We start from the raw sequence: 15343 nt of genomic DNA, 5'->3' as shown, positions 1-15343 counted from the left end.
TCTTCGCACCGGATCCGCCGCGGGGAGACCGGTCGAACGCGCACTCCGTGCTCGGCGGCGACCTGTTCGGCCGCCTGTGGGGCCAGGGGTTGCGTGAGTCGCTCGGCCCGAGTTGTCTTACCTGTCAGGGGCGGCATGAGCGCCCCCCGGTGGTCTCCGGGCGCAAAGGAGAGAGCGGTTGGACTGGTCGGACTGGCGCCTTCACGCTGGATGGGGTTCTCTTTTTCCCATAGCCGCGATGTCCCTCGTCGGAGCCCGGGACGCGGCAATCGGCTACGGAATCCTGTGTGTGTTTCTTCTGGCCTGGTGGTTGATGCGTTCTGTGAGGCGATGCCTTCGCGCCGCTACATCACCCGTACAGGAAGAGCCCACTGAGTAGCCCTCCGCCATCGCGGTGACGCCGGGCTCGGAGACGGACGACCCGCACCCGGGCCGGGGTGCCGGTGCGTGGTGAGTACTGCTCTGGTGTCACAGGCCGCAGGAGGGATCCAGGAGAGCAGTTCGGGTTTCCATCCAGTTCTGTCCTGAAAGGCGGCGGAACGCCTGGACGAGGTGGTCCCCGAAGTCGAAGGAGGGGTCGAGGAGCCATTGGGCCTGGAGGCCGTCCCAGGCCGCGATGAACTGACGGGCGACCTCGACGGGATCGAGTCCGGGGTGGGCCAGGTCTTCCTGCTGGCGATGGCGCACCAGCCGGGCGAAGTACGCGATGGCTTCCTGGTTGCGCCGGATGAGGAACTCCCGGGCAGGGTGGCCGGGGGAGCCGGCGCGGCCGAGGAGCACAGTGTGCAGACGCATGATGTTCGTCCGTTCGGCCGTGGTGGCCACGAACTCGCGCAGGTCGTGCAGGACCGCACGGTGTTCGGCGATGGAGGGGCGCAGCGCGGTCTGCTCGTCGGACAGCTCCAGAGCCGCGACGAGCAGGTGCTCCTTGGTGGGGTAGTGGTACAGCGCCGTGGCTTCGCTGGTGCCGGCGCGGCGAGCGATCTCGGCGGTGGTGACGTTCTCGTGCCCCTTCTCCACCACGGTGTCGAGCACCGCCTGGGCGATGCTCCTGCGGCGTTCGACCGACCGGGCGTAGGGGCCGCGTGATCCAGCAGAGGCAGTGGTGGTCATGGAGATGACTCTATGCACACCTGAAAACTGAACCACGCTAGCTTTTTTCCACGGTCACGTCCTTGCTCTGGCTCCTGGGGAGCTCATATGCTCTCATCGGTCTTCTGAATTTAGTCTTCACTCAATTTTGAGGCCGACGCCGACCGTCACCGCTGCAGAGGAGCACCACTCGTGAACCCATCCCCTGGCCCCGACCTGGACGGCCTCACGCTGCGGGAGAAGGTCGAGCTCGGCAGCGGAGCCGACTTCTGGAGCACCAAGGCGATCGGCGGCGTTCCCTCGCTCGTGCTCACCGACGGACCACACGGGGTGCGCCGGCAGACCGGTCCGAGCGACCACCTCGGTATCGCCGAAAGCCGGCCCGCCACCTGCTTCCCGCCGGCGGTGGGACTGGCTCAGAGCTGGGACCCGGACCTGGTCGAACGCGTGGGCACGGCTCTGGGACGCGAGGCCCGGGCCCTGGGCGTCGACGTCCTCCTGGGTCCGGGCGTCAACATCAAGCGCGACCCCCGGGGCGGGCGCAACTTCGAGTACTACTCCGAGGACCCCCATCTGACCGGAGCCCTGGCCGGCGCCTGGGTGTCCGGGATCCAGAGCACCGGTGTGGGCGCCTCGCTCAAGCACCTCGCGGCCAACAACGCCGAGCACGATCGGATGCGCTCCAGCTCCAACATCGATCCGCGCACGCTGCGCGAGATCTACCTGCGTGCCTTCCAGAAGGTCGTCCGCACGTCCGCGCCGTGGACCGTGATGTGCTCCTACAACCGGATCAACGGCGTCTACGCCTCCGAGAACCACTGGCTGCTCACCACGGTGCTGCGCCATGAGTGGGGCTTCGACGGCGTGGTCGTGAGCGACTGGGGCGCGGTGCAGGACCGGGCCGCCGCCGTGGCCGCGGGGCTGGACCTGGTCATGCCCGGTGACGGCGGCGCGAGCGACGCCGCGCTCGCCGCCGAGGTCGAGAACGACGCCGGGCAGATCCAGAACGTCCACACCGCGGCTGTGCGCGTGGCCGCCTTGGCCGAGAAGGCGCGCCGGGCCCCCGGCGGTGAGACCGCCTACGACGTCGAGACCCACCACGCACTCGCGCGTGAGGCGGCGGCGCGGTGCGTCGTCCTGCTCAAGAACGACGATCGGACACTTCCCCTCTCACCGGGTGGTTCCCTCGCGGTGATCGGCGCGTTCGCGCAGACCCCGCGCTACCAAGGCGGCGGCAGTTCGCATGTCAACCCCACGCGGGTGGACGTACCGCTCGAGGAGATCCGTGCCCTCGCGGGGAGCGGCACGGTGTCCTTCGCCCCCGGGTTCTGCATCGACGGGGAACAAGACCCGACGGCCCTGCGCGAGGAGGCCGTCGCGACCGCCGCCGCGGCCGAGACCGCCGTCCTCTTCCTCGGCCTGGACGCGCGCCAGGAGTCCGAGGGCTTCGACCGTACCGACATCGAGCTGCCTGCCGAACAACTCGATCTGCTCGCGGCCGTGGCACGCGTGCAGCCCCGTGTGGTCGTCGTGCTCTCCCACGGGGGAGTGCTCAGGCTCGCCCCGGTGGCCGACCTGGCCCCCGCGGTCGTGGACGGAGCGCTGCTCGGACAGGCCGCGGGCGGTGCGATCGCCGACGTGCTCTTCGGGCGGGTCAACCCCTCGGGGCGGCTCGGCGAGACGGTGCCGGTCCGCCTCCAGGACACCCCGGCCTACCTCTCCTTCCCGGGGGAGAACTCCCAGGTGTACTACGGGGAAGGGCTCCACGTGGGGTACCGCTGGTACGACGCCCGTGAGATGGAGGTGACCTTCCCCTTCGGCCACGGCCTGTCCTACACCGACTTCACCTACAGCGGTTTGGAACTGAGCCAGGGCCCGGAGGGCATCACAGCACGGGTGACCGTGACCAACACCGGCGACCGTGCCGGCCGCGAGGTGGTGCAGTTCTACGTCGCCAAGCCCGACTCCGCGGTGACGCGGCCCTCCCGAGAGTTGAAGGGCTTCACGAGCCTGACCCTGGACCCCGGCCGGAGCCGACAGGTCCAGGTCCTGCTTCCGCGCGAGGACCTGGCGTATTGGGAAGTCCGCGGTGACCGGTGGGTGGTCGAGGACGGTGAGTACCGTGTCTGGGCCGGAGCTTCCAGCCGAGACCTGCGCGCCACCGCCACGGTCGTGGTCGAGGGCGACCGGCTGCGCCTGCCGTTGACACTCGACTCCACCCTGGGCGAGGTCATGGCCGATCCCCGGGCCGCGGAGCTGCTTGCGAAGCACTTCGCCGTTCCCGAGGCCGCCGACGGCTCCGAGGAGACGATGGGAATCGACATGGCACGGATGATGGCCTCGATCCCGCTGCGACGCCTCGTGAGCTTCGGCCAGGGGGACCTGGCTTCGATCGAGGCACTGATCGCCCACCTCAACCAGGAGGAATGACGGAGGACCGCGACCCGGGGCAGCCGCTACCCCGATATCCGGTGGCGTCGATGCGGGGGGCTCGTCCTCCGCATCGGTCTCACCGGGGAGGTCTGTGCCGGTGACTCTGGTCGACGATCGCCTGTAGCGCGGCGAGACGGTTCTCGACGGCCGCCCGCCCCTGACTTTCGTCAGATGTCCCGGACGGCCGCGGCAGGCTACCGTCCCGGGTATGCGCGTTCCTCGGATCCCACCCGGCCACGCGGCCCTGACCTGCGTGGTCGTGCTGATCCCACTCTGTCTGGTGTGGCCGTGGCTGCTGCTGCCGGTGCCGTTCCTGCTCCTGCTCACCGGCCGCCTGTCGGCGGACCCCCGCCCCGCGGCCGCTGTGTACGCGACCGGTGTCACGGCCGGTGCGGTGTGGCTGTGGTGGACCGGCCAGCCCGTGGGCCTGTGGACCACCGGCGGGGCCCTGGTGTTCTTCGCCGTGCCCCTGCCCTGGCTGGTGGGCCGGTACCTGCGCAGTACCGCCGCCCTGGAGCGGGCGGGCTGGGAGCGGGCCCGGATCCTGGAGAACGAGGCCGGGCTGGTCGCCGAGCAGGTCCGGATGCGCGAACGCTCCCGGATCGCCGGGGAGCTCCATGACGCCGTCGGCCACGAGCTGGGCCTGCTGTCACTGCGCTCGGGCGCGCTGGAACTGGCGGACGACCTGCCCGGGCACCGCCGTGCCGAGGCCGCCGGGCTGCGGGAGGCGGCGGCCCGGGCGGCCGACCGGCTCGCCGAGGCGGTCGGGGTGCTGCGGTCCGACGGGGAGCCCGCCCCGCTGGGCCCGCTGGACGAGGGCCTCGCCTCCCTGGTGGAGTGCTCGAGGGCGTCCGGGATGGACGTGGAGCTGGTCCGGTCGGGCGAGGCGGTCACGCTGCCCGTACTGGTGGACCGGGCGCTGCACCGGGTGGTCCAGGAGGCGCTGACCAACTCCGCCCGGCACGCCCCCGGTGCGGCCGTGCGGGTCGAGACGGACACGTCGGCCGACGCGGTGTCGGTCCGTGTGTCCGGGGCCGCTCCCCGCGAGGGGTCCCCGCGCGCGCACCCGGCGAGCGGCGGTACCGGGTTGGTGGGTCTGCGCGAACGCGTCCGGTTGGCCGGGGGCACCTTCCACGCGGGCCCGGACGGGCCGGGCTGGGCGGTCGAGGCCCGGCTGCCGCTGCACGGGGGACCCCCGCCGGGAGCCGTGCCACGGGTGGAGGACGCCGGACCGCTGTCCCCGGAGCCCCACCGGCGGGCCCGCAGACGCGCCGCGTGGGCGATAGGACTGGTCGTGGGCGTGCCCGTGGCGGTGGCCTGCGCGGGGTACGTTCTGCTCCTGGTGATGACGGTGGTCCGGTGAAGAAGACGTGGTGAGGGGAGGGGCGCCGACCGTGGTGCGGGTCCTGCTGGTGGACGACGAGGCGATGATCCGGGCGGGTGTGCGCGCGATCCTCGCCAACGATCCGGGTATCGAGGTGGTGGCGGAGGCCGCCGACGGGCGCGAGGGGGTCGAGATGGCCCTCTCCTACCGGCCCGACGTCGCCCTGGTCGACATCCGCATGCCGGTGGTGGACGGGCTGGCCGCGGCCGCCGAGATACGGCGCGCGGCACCGGGCACCAGGGTGGTCGTCCTGACCACCTTCGGTGAGGAGAGGTACGTGGTCCGCGCCCTGGCCGGGGGCGCCGACGGGTTCCTGCTCAAGACCGGGGACCCCCGCGAGCTGCTGCTGGGGGTGCGGGCCGTGGCCGAGGGCGGGGCCTTCCTCTCCCCCCGGGTGGCACGGCGGGTCCTGAACGAGATGGAGCACGGCCGGTCGACCCGGAGGGTGGCCGCCGCCGAACAGGTGGGCGGTCTGACCGAACGGGAGCGCGAGGTCCTCGCCCTGCTCGGCGCCGGGCTGTCCAACGCGGAGATCGGGCGCAGGCTCTTCCTCGTGGAGGGCACGGTGAAGGGCCACGTCAGCACCATCCTCAAACGCCTGGGGGTACGCAACCGCGTCGAGGCGGCCGTGCTGGCGTACGAGGCGGGCCTGGTCGGCCGGGCCGGGGACGGTGCCGCCGGAACACCGCCGACGGAACCGTGACGGCCGGCCGCTCAGAGCCGGCCCCGACCCTTCGGCCCTCCCGACCCCTCAGTCGGCGCCCAGCCCTTCGGCGGGGGCGATCCGGGTCGCCCTACGGGAAGGCAGCAGCGTCGCCGCCAACCCGATGACCAGGGCGGACGCGAGCACGAGCAGGAGCTGTGCCCAGGGGACGGCCACCACGAGCGGCGCGGTCCCCCCGACGATCGCGCTCACCCCCACCAGCCCGTAGGGGACACCGATCACCAGCCCCAGCAGGGCGCCCAGGGCGGCCGTGACCGCGGTCTCCACCGCCAGGGTCGCCCGCAGGCCGCCCCGGGTGAGCCCCAGGGCCCGCAGCAGGGCCAGTTCGCGCGTGCGCTCCATGACGGACAGGCTCAGGGTGTTCGCCACTCCGAGGCCGGAGATCACCACGGTGACCAGGAGCATCGCCAGTGACAGGCCGACCAGGACGTCGAGGACGTCGGTGAGGTCCCTCCGTTCGCTGAGGGCCCCGCCCACGGCGATTTCGGGATCCGCCCCGGCGACGCGGGCCGTCTGTTCGGCGAGGGCGCCGGTGTCGGCGCCCTCCGAGGCCACCCCCCACACCATGCCCCGGTCGTCGCCCGGGACCACGGAGTCCAGGACGTCCTCGAGCACGACCGGGCGCGGGACGCCCGAGACGGTGGCGAGCCGGGACACGTGCAGGGTGAAGCGGTGCGTCTCGCCGTTGACAGCGAGGTCGACCACCTCCCCCGACGCGGCTCCGAGCGCGTCCGCCTGTTCCCCGGACACCAGCACGGCCGGGGCTTCGGAGCCGCCCTCCGCCAGGACCGGCGCGTCGGCCGCCCGGGCCAACTCCGGTGAGACCCCCACCAGGGTGGTCTCGCCCAGGCCGCCGACGGTCACCGGCTCCGTCCTCGGCGCCTCCGTGAACTCCAGCCCGTCGAGGTCACGGACCATGGCGACGGTGTCGGGGGAGACCGAGCCCGCGTCCACCCGCACGCTCACGTCCACGGGGAAGCGGGCCTCCAGGTCGCCGTCGATGGTGGCGCGCCCCGTGGCCGCGGCCGTGACGAGGGCGGTGACCAGGCCCAGCCCGAGCACCAGGGTGAGCGTGGCCGTGGCGGTCCTGCCGGTGTTGCGCCGGAGGTTGGCCCCCGCCAGCTCCGGCACCCCGCCGGCCCGCCGCAGCAGGAGGTCGGAGCCCGAGACGAGCCGGGAGATCGCGTAACGCAGGAACAGGAGCAGGCCGACCGCTCCGAGGAAACCGCCCGCGATCGCCGGCGGCAGGTTCTCCGTCAGTGCTCCGAACCCCGTTCCGGCGGTTCCGAGCGAGGCCAGGACCAGACCGGCCGCGTGGACGGGCCGGAACCGGAACCGGTCCCCGCCGGTCAGGGAGGCCGACCGCAGGGCCTCGGCCGGCGCGGTCGACGCGGCCCTGCGTGCGGGGAACCACGCGGAGCACACGGTCGTGAGCACGCCCACCAGGAACGCCCCGGCCAGAGCCGGAGCGCTCACGTGCAGGCCGTCCCCGGTCAGGCCCATCAGCGACGCGCCGACGTAGCCCGCTCCCACGCCGACGGTCACACCCAGGGCCGACCCGACGGAGCCGACGATCAGCGCCTCGGTCAGGACCAGGTTCCGCACCTGCGACCGGTCCGCTCCCACCAGTCGGAGCAACGCGGTGTCCCGGCGCCGCTGGGAGAGCAGGACGGTGAAGGTGTTGGCGATGACCAGGGCGGCCGCGAGCAGTGAGATGAGGGCGAACACGAGCAGGATGAGCTCGAGCTGCTGGGAGCCGCCCGCGAACCGGTCCGCGGCCAGGTCGGCCTGTTCCTCGGCGGTCATGGGGTACAGGTCGTCGGGGAGTGACGCGTCCAGGCTCTCCACGACCGTCTCGGGGGAGCTGCCCGCGGCGACCAGGGCCGTGACGCTCGGAGGGCTCTGCCCGGCGAAGAACGCCTCGGAGGAGTAGAGCTGGTACTGGACCCCGGTCAGCGGACGGAATCCCAGGTCCGCCGCGCCGACCACGGTCACCTCGGTCTCCCCGCCCTCGCCGTCGAGGAGGCGCAGGGTGTCGCCCACGGTGAGCCCGGCGGACTCCAGGGTCGGTGCGTCGGCCACCACCTCGTCCGCGGCCGCGGGCCACGCCCCCTCCGCCAGCTCGAACCAGCGGAGCTCGGGCCGGTCGGAGACGCTGTAGACGTTGGTGGTGGCGCGGACGCCGTCGGTGACCAGCTGGACGGTCCGCGCGTGCACGGGGGCGGTGGCCGTGACGTCGGGGTGCTCGGCCACCCGCGCGGGCCAGTCGGCACCGGGGTCGGGGGCCTGCGGGTCGCGGTCCACGACCACGTCGGCCGCCGTCAGCGGTGCCGCGGCGACCAGGCGCATCCCGGCGGCGGAGGTGGCGGTGAACACGCCGGTGGCCGCCAGGAAGAGGGTGCCGAGCGTGATCGCGGCCAGGACCGCGGCCAGCCGGAGGGGGTGGGCGGTCACCTGCGCCCAGGCGTAACCGAGCATCAGGCCCCCTCCGCCCCGGCCATGGCGGCCAGCACCGCGCGCGTGGTGGGCCGTTCGACGGTGCCGTGGAGCGCGCCGTCGGAGAGCAGCAGCACCCGGTCGGCGTAAGTGGCGGCGACGGGGTCGTGGGTGACCATGACGACGGTCTGGCCCAGCCGGGTCCCGGCCTCCCGCAGCCTCCCGAGGATCTCGTGGCCGCTGGAGACGTCGAGGGCGCCGGTCGGTTCGTCGGCGAACACCACCGCGGGCCGGGCCAACAGGGCGCGGGCGATCGCGACGCGCTGCTGCTGTCCCCCGGACAGTTCCGCGGGGCGGTGGCCGAGCCGGTCCTGGAGGCGCAGGGAGCGCACGATCTCGTCGAAGAACTCCCGGTCCGGGCGTCGGCCGGAGAGCTTGAGGGGCAGCAGGACGTTCTGCTCGGCGGTCAGAGCCGGCATCAGGTTGAAGGCCTGGAAGACGAACCCGACGCGCTCGCGCCGCAGCCGGGTCAGCTGCCGGTCGCCGAGGCCGGACAGGTCGGTCCCCTCGACCACGACCCGGCCCTCGGTGGGGGTGTCCAGCCCGGCCAGGAGGTTCATCAGCGTGGACTTGCCCGACCCGGAGGGCCCCATGACGGCGACGAACTCACCGCGCCGGAAACCGAGGTCCACCCCGGCCACGGCGGTCACCGCGGTCTCCCCCTCACCGAACCTCCTGACGAGGCCGATCGCCTCCAAGGCGGTTTCCTGCTGTGTGGCGGTAGGTGTGTTCATGGCGCCTTCCCACTGGTGGACCTCGGAGGTTCCACGCTAGGAAGGGGCGCCCTCCGGCCGACAGTGACGAGCGACGGGGCGGACCCCTGACGATCGTCAGGGGTCCGCCCCGTCGGCCGGGGTCACGGCCTTCGGCTTCCGGGTCCGCCTGGTGAGCCCGACCGCTCCCGGCCTCAGGCCCGTGTCCCCCCGGCGGCGCTCTTGACGAACTCGGTGATCGATGACACCACGTAGTCGATCATCTCGTCGGTGAGCCCCGGGTAGACGCCCGTCCAGAACGTCCGTTCCGTGGCGATGTCGCTGTTGACCAGGTCCTCCGCCACCCGGTGCGGGCGTTCCAGGTAGGCCGGGTGGCGGGTGAGGTTGCCCGCGAAGAGCAGACGCGTCCCGATCCGCCGCGCCTCCAGGAAGTGGATCAGCTCCGCCCTGTCGAAGGGGGCCTCGGGGGCCACGGTGATCACGAACCCGAACCAGCTCGGATCACTGCCGGGGGTGGCCTCCGGCAGGATCAGCCCCGGCAGGCCGTCCAGCCCCTCCCTCATCCGCCGCCAGTTGCGGCGGCGGGCCTCCCCGAACGCGTCCAGCTTGTCGAGCTGGGTCAGTCCGAGCGACGCCTGGAGGTCGGTCCCCTTGAGGTTGTAGCCGACGTGGGAGAACGTGTACTTGTGGTCGTAGCCGTACGGCAGCGTCCCCAGCTGGTAGCTGAACCGCTTGCGGCAGGTGTCGCTCTCCCCGGGCTCGCACCAGCAGTCGCGTCCCCAGTCGCGCAGGGACTCCACGATCCGCGCCAGGGCGGGGTTGGACGTGAGGACGCAGCCGCCCTCGCCCATGGTGATGTGGTGGGCCGGGTAGAAGCTGACCGTCGACAGGTCCCCGAACGACCCCGTCGCCCTCCCCTCGTAGAAGGAGCCGACCGCGTCGCAGTCGTCCTCCACCAGGAACAGGCCCCGGTCCCGCGCGATCTCCTCGATCTCCCGCGCCTGGAAGGGGTTGCCCAGGGCGTGGGCGATCATGATCGCCCTGGTACGCGGGCCGATCGCCCGCTCCACCCGTTCGGCGGTCGTGTTGTAGGTGCGCAATTCGATGTCGACGAAGACGGGGACGAGCCCGTTCTGCAGGATCGGGTTGACGGTGGTCGGGAACCCCGCGGCGACCGTGACGACCTCGTCCCCCGGGCGCAGGCGCTCGTCCTCCAGCAGGCCCGAGGTGAGCGCCGTCAGCGCGAGCAGGTTGGCGGAGGAACCGGAGTTGGTCAGGTGGGCCTTGCGCCGACCGAGCCGTCGGGCGAACAGGGACTCGAACCTGCGGGAGCTCCCGCCCGCGGCGATCCGCATGTCGAGGGCGGCCGCCACGAGGGCCACCCGGTCCTCCTCGTCCAGGACGGCCCCCGAGGGCCAGATCTCCGTCACTCCGGGGACGAAGTCCCGTTCGGGGGCGGCCGAGCGGTGGTAGGCGCGGACGCCGTCCAGAACGGCCCGGGCCTCCTCGGTGACCTCGTCGGTGGTCGCCATGAACGGTACTTCCCTTCTGCGCGGGTGGCCGTGACCGGTGCCCGTCCCGCTCCCGCCCAGCGGAAGACAGGACTCCGTCGGCCCGGCCCCGGGAACGGCGTCGGACAGGATAGGGGCGTTCCGGCGGTGGAACCAGAGCCGTTCCCGCCGGCCCTGCTCCGGGACGCCCGGCGCGGGTCCGGCTCTGGCAGTATGGCCGCGCCGTGGCCGCGGTCGGTCGCCGGCGGCCCGGTGGCTCGGAGGCGGCCGACACGGAGGAGGATCGTGTGTCCCTGGAACATGGGAGTGCTGGAGCGCCGGTCAGGCTCGGGGTGCTGGGTTGCGCCGAGATCGCCTGGAGGCGTGTGCTGCCCGCCGTCGAGGTGACGCCGTCCGTGGAGCTCGCCGCGGTGGCCAGCCGGGACCCGGCCAAGGCCCGAGCGTTCGCCGAGCGCTTCGGGGGCGAGGCCGTCACCGGCTACGACGCCCTGCTCGCCCGGGACGACCTCGACGCCGTCTACGTCCCCCTGCCCGTCGGGCTGCGGCCCACGTGGGTGGCCCGGGCCCTGGAGGCCGGGCTGCACGTCCTGTCCGAGAAACCCCTGACCATCGGGCACGACACCTCCGCCGCACTCGTGGCCGAGGCCGAGAGGCGTGGGCTGACCCTCCTGGAGAACTTCGCTTTCCGTCACCACGGGCAGCACCACGAGGCGCGGCGCCTGCTGGGCGCGGGTGTGATCGGCAGCCCGCGTGCCCTGATGTGCGAGTTCGGCGTGCCCGAGCGCGAACCCGGGGACATCAGGTACGACCCGGCGCTGGGCGGCGGGGCCCTGCTGGACGTCGGGGTGTACCCCCTCGGCCTGGCCCAGTTCATGCTGGGGAGCGACCTCCGGCTGCGGGGGGCGGTGCTGGAGTACTGCGCCCGGACGGGGGTGGACGTCCGCGGCGGTGCGCTGCTGAGCGGTCCGGACGGCACGACGGTGCACGTCGGCTTCGGTTTCGGGCTCCAGTACCGCAACACGTACACCGTGTGGGGGGACGGGGGGACCCTGAGTCTGGACCGCGCCTTCACACCGCCGGAGACGCTGAGCCCGACGCTGGAGCTGCGGCGGGGAGCGGAGGAGGAGCGCGTGTCCCTGGCAGCCGAGCACCAGTTCGGCAACGTGCTCTCCGCGTTCGCGGACGGTGTGCGCGGGCGCCGTGCCGTGGACACCGCCCCGATCCTGGAAATGGCCGACCTCGTCGACCGGTTCCGGCGGTCGGCCGAGGGCCGGGCGCCTGCCTGACCCGGGGGAGCGGGAGGCGGGGCCCGAACAGGTCAGCCCGACGCCCACCGCTCGAGCGCTTCGGCCAGGGCGGCCGGAGACGGCATGCCCCGCATCGTGTCCCGAACCCGTGCCGCCCCCTTGGCGTGGGAGGAATCGTCCAACAGCGCCGAGAGGGCGTTCCGTACGGTCCCGGGTGTCATCTCCCGGGGCGGAACGGTGATCGCCGCTCCCTCGCGGGCCAGCATGTCCGCGAGCATCGGGTCGTCGAACCAGCTCGGCACGATGACCTGGGGAACCCCGGCGTCCAGCCCCGTGAGGACCGTCCCCCACCCCCCGTGGTCCACCATGGCGTCGCAGGTGGGGGCGAGGGCGTGCAGGGGCACGTAGTCGACCAGGCGGACGTTGCCGGGAACGGTGCCGAGCTCGGCCTGCTCGTGCGCGGGCAGTGTGGCGACCACCTCCACGTCCAGGTCGGACAGACCCTCGACGAGGCCGCGGAACAGGGCGCCGCCTGCCGGGCCCTGGCTCATGAGCGTGGTGCCGAGGGTGACGCACACACGGGGGCGTTCGGGTGGGGTGCGCAGCCAGTCGGGGACGAGGGCGCGTCCGTTGTAGGGCACGTATCTCATGGGGAGGTAGTTCAGGCCGGGGGGTGTGGGCAGGCGCAGGCAGGCGGGGATCTGTTCGATGGTGGCCTGGCCGTGGATGAGGGTTTCGGAGAACTCGACCCCGTGGCGGGCGGCTCGGCCGGTCAGCCAGTCGGCCAGGGGGTCCTCACGGTCGGCCTCGGGCTGCTCCGCCCACCGCCGGAGGAACCGTGACCGGGTCCGCGCGAAGACGTCCGCGCCCCACAGGTACCGCACGTGGGCGGCGCCGCACGCCTCCGCCGCCACCGCCCCGGCGAAGCTCACCGAGCCCCACACCACGAGGTCGGGGCGCCAGGACCGGCACAGGGCGACCAGGTCGTCGAGCATCGGGTCGTTCACCATCCGCCACCACCACGGCACCACCCGGCGATAGCCCTCCAGCAGGTACTCCCAGGGGACCTGGTCGAAGGGGTCGGTGACGCGTCCGAACAGCGGCACGTCGTCGAGGGTGTCGTGGAGATCGAGGGCACTCATGGTGCGCCAGAAGCGGTGGTCCCTTCCGACCGGGGCGAAGGGCAGCCCCGCACCGGTGACCACGGGGCCCAGGGCGGGCTGGCTGGCCACCAGCACCTCGTGCCCGGCGGCACGCAGCGCCCACGCGCTGGGCACCATCCCGAGGAAGTGCGGCTTCTCGGCCGCCGTGGCCATCAGCACCCGCATGTGTCCCCTGCCCCCGCTCCTCGTCGCAACGCGTCGGAACACTAGAGCAGGCGCGCGGACGCGTCCAACCCCTGACTGGCGGCCGCGGGCCTCCCCGTCCCGCCCGGAAGCTGCTACACATGGGCGTTCCGGCGGCGCGGCCCTGGTTCGCAGCCCCCGGAACCCGCCCCCCATCCCCCCAAGGAGTGCGAAGCGTGCGCGTCGTCGTGTCCTCCCTCGCCGAGAGGACGAACTTCCTGAGCATGGTGCCGGTGGCGTGGGCGCTGCGCGCGGCCGGGCACGAGGTTCTGGTGGCCAGCCAACCCGCCCTGGGAGGGGTCGTCGCCGACGCGGGGCTGCCCTTCGCCCCGGTCGGCAGGGACCACGGCTTCTGGCGGCACCTCACCGCCCGTTCCTCCTTCGACGGGCTCAGGGGAGGGGTTCCGCTCTTCTCCGAGTACGGCGGGCCCGCGAAACCCTGGCACCGGACCCTGGAGGACTACCGGCAGGTCGTCACCTGGTGGTGGCGGATGGTGAACGACCCGATGCTCGACGACCTGGTCGCCCTGTGCCGGTCCTGGCGCCCCGACCTGGTCATCTGGGAACCCATCACCTATTCCGGGGCGGTGGCGGCGGAGGCGTGCGGCGCCGCCCACGTCCGCCACCCGTGGGGAGGCGACCTCTTCGGGGCCGTCCGGTGGCGTTTCCTCCAGCAGCGGGCGGAGCAGCCCGAGGCCGACCGTGAGGACCCCCTGGCCGACTGGCTGACCGGCAGAGCCGCCCGCCACGGGGTCGAGTTCTCCGAAACCCTCATCCACGGCCAGGCCACCATCGAACAGATCCCCGCCTGCCTGCACCTGCCCACACCCCCCGGCCTGAACTACCTCCCCATGAGATACGTGCCCTACAACGGACGCGCCCTCGTCCCCGACTGGCTGCGCACCCCACCCGAACGCCCCCGCGTCGGACTCAGCCTGGGCACCAGCACGGCGGCGTGGCTGGGCCGGTTCGGGATCGACGTGCCGATGGTCCTGGAGGGTCTGTCCGACCTGGACGTGGAGGTGGTCGCGACCCTGCCCGAGGACGAGCAGGCCAAGCTGGGCGCCGTCCCGGGCAACGTCCGCCTGGTCGACTACGTGCCCCTGCACGCCCTCGCCCCCACCTGCGACGCCATGGTCACCCACGGCGGCACGGGAACCGTGCTCACCGGGCTCGCGCACGGGGTGCCCCAGGTGGTCGCGCCCCGGCCCACCTTCGACGAACCCCTCCTGGCGTCCGCGGTCGCCGCCAGGGGAGCGGCGGTCGTCCTCGATCCGGAGCGCGTGGACCCGGATACGGTCGGCGCCGCCGTCCGCACCCTGGTGAACGAGCCCGGACCCGCACGCGCGGCACGGGAACTCGGCCGGGAGATCGCGGACCTGCCCACACCCGCACAGCTGGCCGACACACTCACCGCGCTCGCCCCCACGAAAGACGCGGACGAACAGATGAGGAGAGAGCGTGCCCGTCCTTGAAGTCCGAGGAGTGAGCAAGAGATATGGGAAGAACCTGGTCGTCGACGACGTCAGTTTCATCATCGAGGAAGGGGAGACCTACGGCCTGCTGGGGCCGAACGGCGCGGGAAAGTCCACCACCATCGGCATGATCATCGGCATCCTCCAGCGCGATGCCGGGACGATCAGGATCGACGGTGCCGAGCACAGCGTCACGAACAGCCGGACCAAGGCCCTCATCGGGTTCGCCCCGCAGGAGATCGCCGTTTACAAGGACCTCAGCGCGCGGGACAACCTCCGCTTCTTCGCCCGCCTGTACGGGCTGTCGGGGGCCAGGGCGCGCGCCAAGGCGGACGAGGTCCTGGAGATGGTCGGCCTGTCCGACCACGCGGGCGAGGCCGTGTCCACCTTCTCCGGGGGGATGGCCCGACGCGTCAACATCGGGCTCAGCCTGCTCAACGACCCCAAGCTCCTCATCCTCGACGAACCGACGGTCGGCGTGGACCCCCAGAGCCGCAACTCGATCCTCGAAAGCGTTCAGGCGCTGACCCGGGGCGGGCTCTCGGTGCTCTACACGACGCACTACATGGAGGAGGCCGAGCGGCTCTGCGACCGCGTCGGCATCATCGAGAGCGGCCGGCTCCGCGCCGAGGGGACGCAGCGGGAACTGGTCGCCCAGGTGGGTGAGGACGACACGGTCCTGGTCACCCTGGGCGGCCCGGCCGACAAGGCGCTCGACCGGCTGCGTGCCCTCGACCGCGTGTCCGAGGTCTCCGCCGACGGCACCCGGATACGGCTCCTGACCGAGGACGCCCGCGGCGTCCTGCCCTCCGTCCTGCGCACACTGACGGAGGAGGACATGGACATCAGGTCGGTGGAGGTCCAGGAACCGGACCTCGAAGCCGTTTTCCTCCGCCTCACCGGGAAGGGACTCCGGGAGTAG

The 15343-nt window shown here is 72.6% G+C and carries 11 protein-coding genes; 6 read left to right on the top strand and 5 right to left on the bottom strand.

Annotated features, from left to right (window positions below; translation table 11 throughout):
• Nucleotides 1-468: 468 nt before the first annotated feature.
• The gene (locus tag D458_RS0117105) at nucleotides 469-1113 is read right to left on the bottom strand and encodes a TetR/AcrR family transcriptional regulator (RefSeq protein WP_026119399.1); all 645 of its coding nucleotides are present in this window, start codon (nucleotides 1111-1113) and stop codon (nucleotides 469-471) included.
• 171 nt (nucleotides 1114-1284) lie between these two features.
• Here D458_RS0117105 and D458_RS0117100 point away from each other — a divergent pair, with 171 nt between their 5' ends.
• The 3 genes from D458_RS0117100 (at nucleotide 1285) to D458_RS0117090 (ending at nucleotide 5612) form a co-directional block, all read left to right on the top strand.
• Nucleotides 1285-3522: a glycoside hydrolase family 3 C-terminal domain-containing protein gene (locus D458_RS0117100; RefSeq protein ID WP_017587976.1), complete on the top strand. Its 2238-nt coding sequence runs from the start codon at nucleotides 1285-1287 to the stop codon at nucleotides 3520-3522.
• A gap of 211 nt (nucleotides 3523-3733) precedes the next feature.
• Nucleotides 3734-4888, top strand: coding sequence for a sensor histidine kinase (locus D458_RS0117095; RefSeq protein ID WP_017587975.1), 1155 nt, complete (start codon nucleotides 3734-3736; stop codon nucleotides 4886-4888).
• A 31-nt stretch (nucleotides 4889-4919) separates the two neighbouring features.
• Nucleotides 4920-5612, top strand: a complete 693-nt coding sequence (locus D458_RS0117090) for a response regulator (RefSeq protein ID WP_017587974.1) — start codon at nucleotides 4920-4922, stop codon at nucleotides 5610-5612.
• Nucleotides 5613-5660: 48 nt separating this feature from the next.
• On the opposite strand, the gene D458_RS0117085 is transcribed toward D458_RS0117090, so the two are convergent.
• The 3 genes from D458_RS0117085 to rfbH all read right to left on the bottom strand — a co-directional run bounded on the left by D458_RS0117085 (nucleotide 5661) and on the right by rfbH (nucleotide 10374).
• Nucleotides 5661-8111: an FtsX-like permease family protein gene (locus D458_RS0117085; protein ID WP_017587973.1), complete on the bottom strand. Its 2451-nt coding sequence runs from the start codon at nucleotides 8109-8111 to the stop codon at nucleotides 5661-5663.
• Nucleotides 8111-8863 (bottom strand): ABC transporter ATP-binding protein, encoded by a 753-nt coding sequence (locus D458_RS0117080; RefSeq protein WP_051049700.1) that lies wholly within the window; start codon nucleotides 8861-8863, stop codon nucleotides 8111-8113. The genes D458_RS0117085 and D458_RS0117080 overlap by 1 nt, the downstream gene beginning before the upstream one ends.
• A gap of 173 nt (nucleotides 8864-9036) precedes the next feature.
• A complete protein-coding gene (rfbH, locus tag D458_RS0117075) occupies nucleotides 9037-10374 on the bottom strand; it encodes a lipopolysaccharide biosynthesis protein RfbH (RefSeq protein ID WP_017587971.1) in 1338 nt (445 codons plus the stop codon).
• Nucleotides 10375-10640: 266 nt separating this feature from the next.
• Here rfbH and D458_RS0117070 point away from each other — a divergent pair, with 266 nt between their 5' ends.
• Nucleotides 10641-11639: a Gfo/Idh/MocA family protein gene (locus D458_RS0117070; RefSeq protein WP_026119398.1), complete on the top strand. Its 999-nt coding sequence runs from the start codon at nucleotides 10641-10643 to the stop codon at nucleotides 11637-11639.
• A 32-nt stretch (nucleotides 11640-11671) separates the two neighbouring features.
• Here the strand turns inward: D458_RS0117070 and D458_RS0117065 are convergent, their stop codons facing one another.
• Nucleotides 11672-12928: an activator-dependent family glycosyltransferase gene (locus D458_RS0117065; protein ID WP_017587969.1), complete on the bottom strand. Its 1257-nt coding sequence runs from the start codon at nucleotides 12926-12928 to the stop codon at nucleotides 11672-11674.
• Nucleotides 12929-13122: 194 nt separating this feature from the next.
• On the opposite strand from D458_RS0117065, the gene D458_RS0117060 reads away from it, so the two are divergent.
• Together D458_RS0117060 and D458_RS0117055 are read left to right on the top strand one after the other, a co-directional pair.
• Entirely contained in the window at nucleotides 13123-14421 is a 1299-nt protein-coding gene (locus D458_RS0117060; RefSeq protein WP_017587968.1) for an activator-dependent family glycosyltransferase, read from the top strand.
• Nucleotides 14408-15343: an ABC transporter ATP-binding protein gene (locus D458_RS0117055; protein WP_239647976.1), complete on the top strand. Its 936-nt coding sequence runs from the start codon at nucleotides 14408-14410 to the stop codon at nucleotides 15341-15343. Before D458_RS0117060 ends, D458_RS0117055 begins: the two co-directional genes overlap by 14 nt.

Origin of the sequence: Nocardiopsis ganjiahuensis DSM 45031 (assembly GCF_000341085.1) — a bacterium.
Lineage (GTDB): Bacteria > Actinomycetota > Actinomycetes > Streptosporangiales > Streptosporangiaceae > Nocardiopsis > Nocardiopsis ganjiahuensis.
This window is presented reverse-complemented; position numbering and strand designations above follow the sequence as displayed.

What these genes read in the sequence shown, in the direction of transcription:
- D458_RS0117095 (WP_017587975.1), top strand. Translation starts at nt 3,734, where the DNA reads ATGCGCGTTCCTCGGATCCCACCCGGCCACGCGGCCCTGACCTGCGTG.
- D458_RS0117105 (WP_026119399.1), bottom strand. Translation starts at nt 1,113, where the DNA reads ATGACCACCACTGCCTCTGCTGGATCACGCGGCCCCTACGCCCGGTCG.
- D458_RS0117080 (WP_051049700.1), bottom strand. Translation starts at nt 8,863, where the DNA reads ATGAACACACCTACCGCCACACAGCAGGAAACCGCCTTGGAGGCGATC.
- D458_RS0117065 (WP_017587969.1), bottom strand. Translation starts at nt 12,928, where the DNA reads ATGCGGGTGCTGATGGCCACGGCGGCCGAGAAGCCGCACTTCCTCGGG.
- rfbH (WP_017587971.1), bottom strand. Translation starts at nt 10,374, where the DNA reads ATGGCGACCACCGACGAGGTCACCGAGGAGGCCCGGGCCGTTCTGGAC.
- D458_RS0117085 (WP_017587973.1), bottom strand. Translation starts at nt 8,111, where the DNA reads ATGCTCGGTTACGCCTGGGCGCAGGTGACCGCCCACCCCCTCCGGCTG.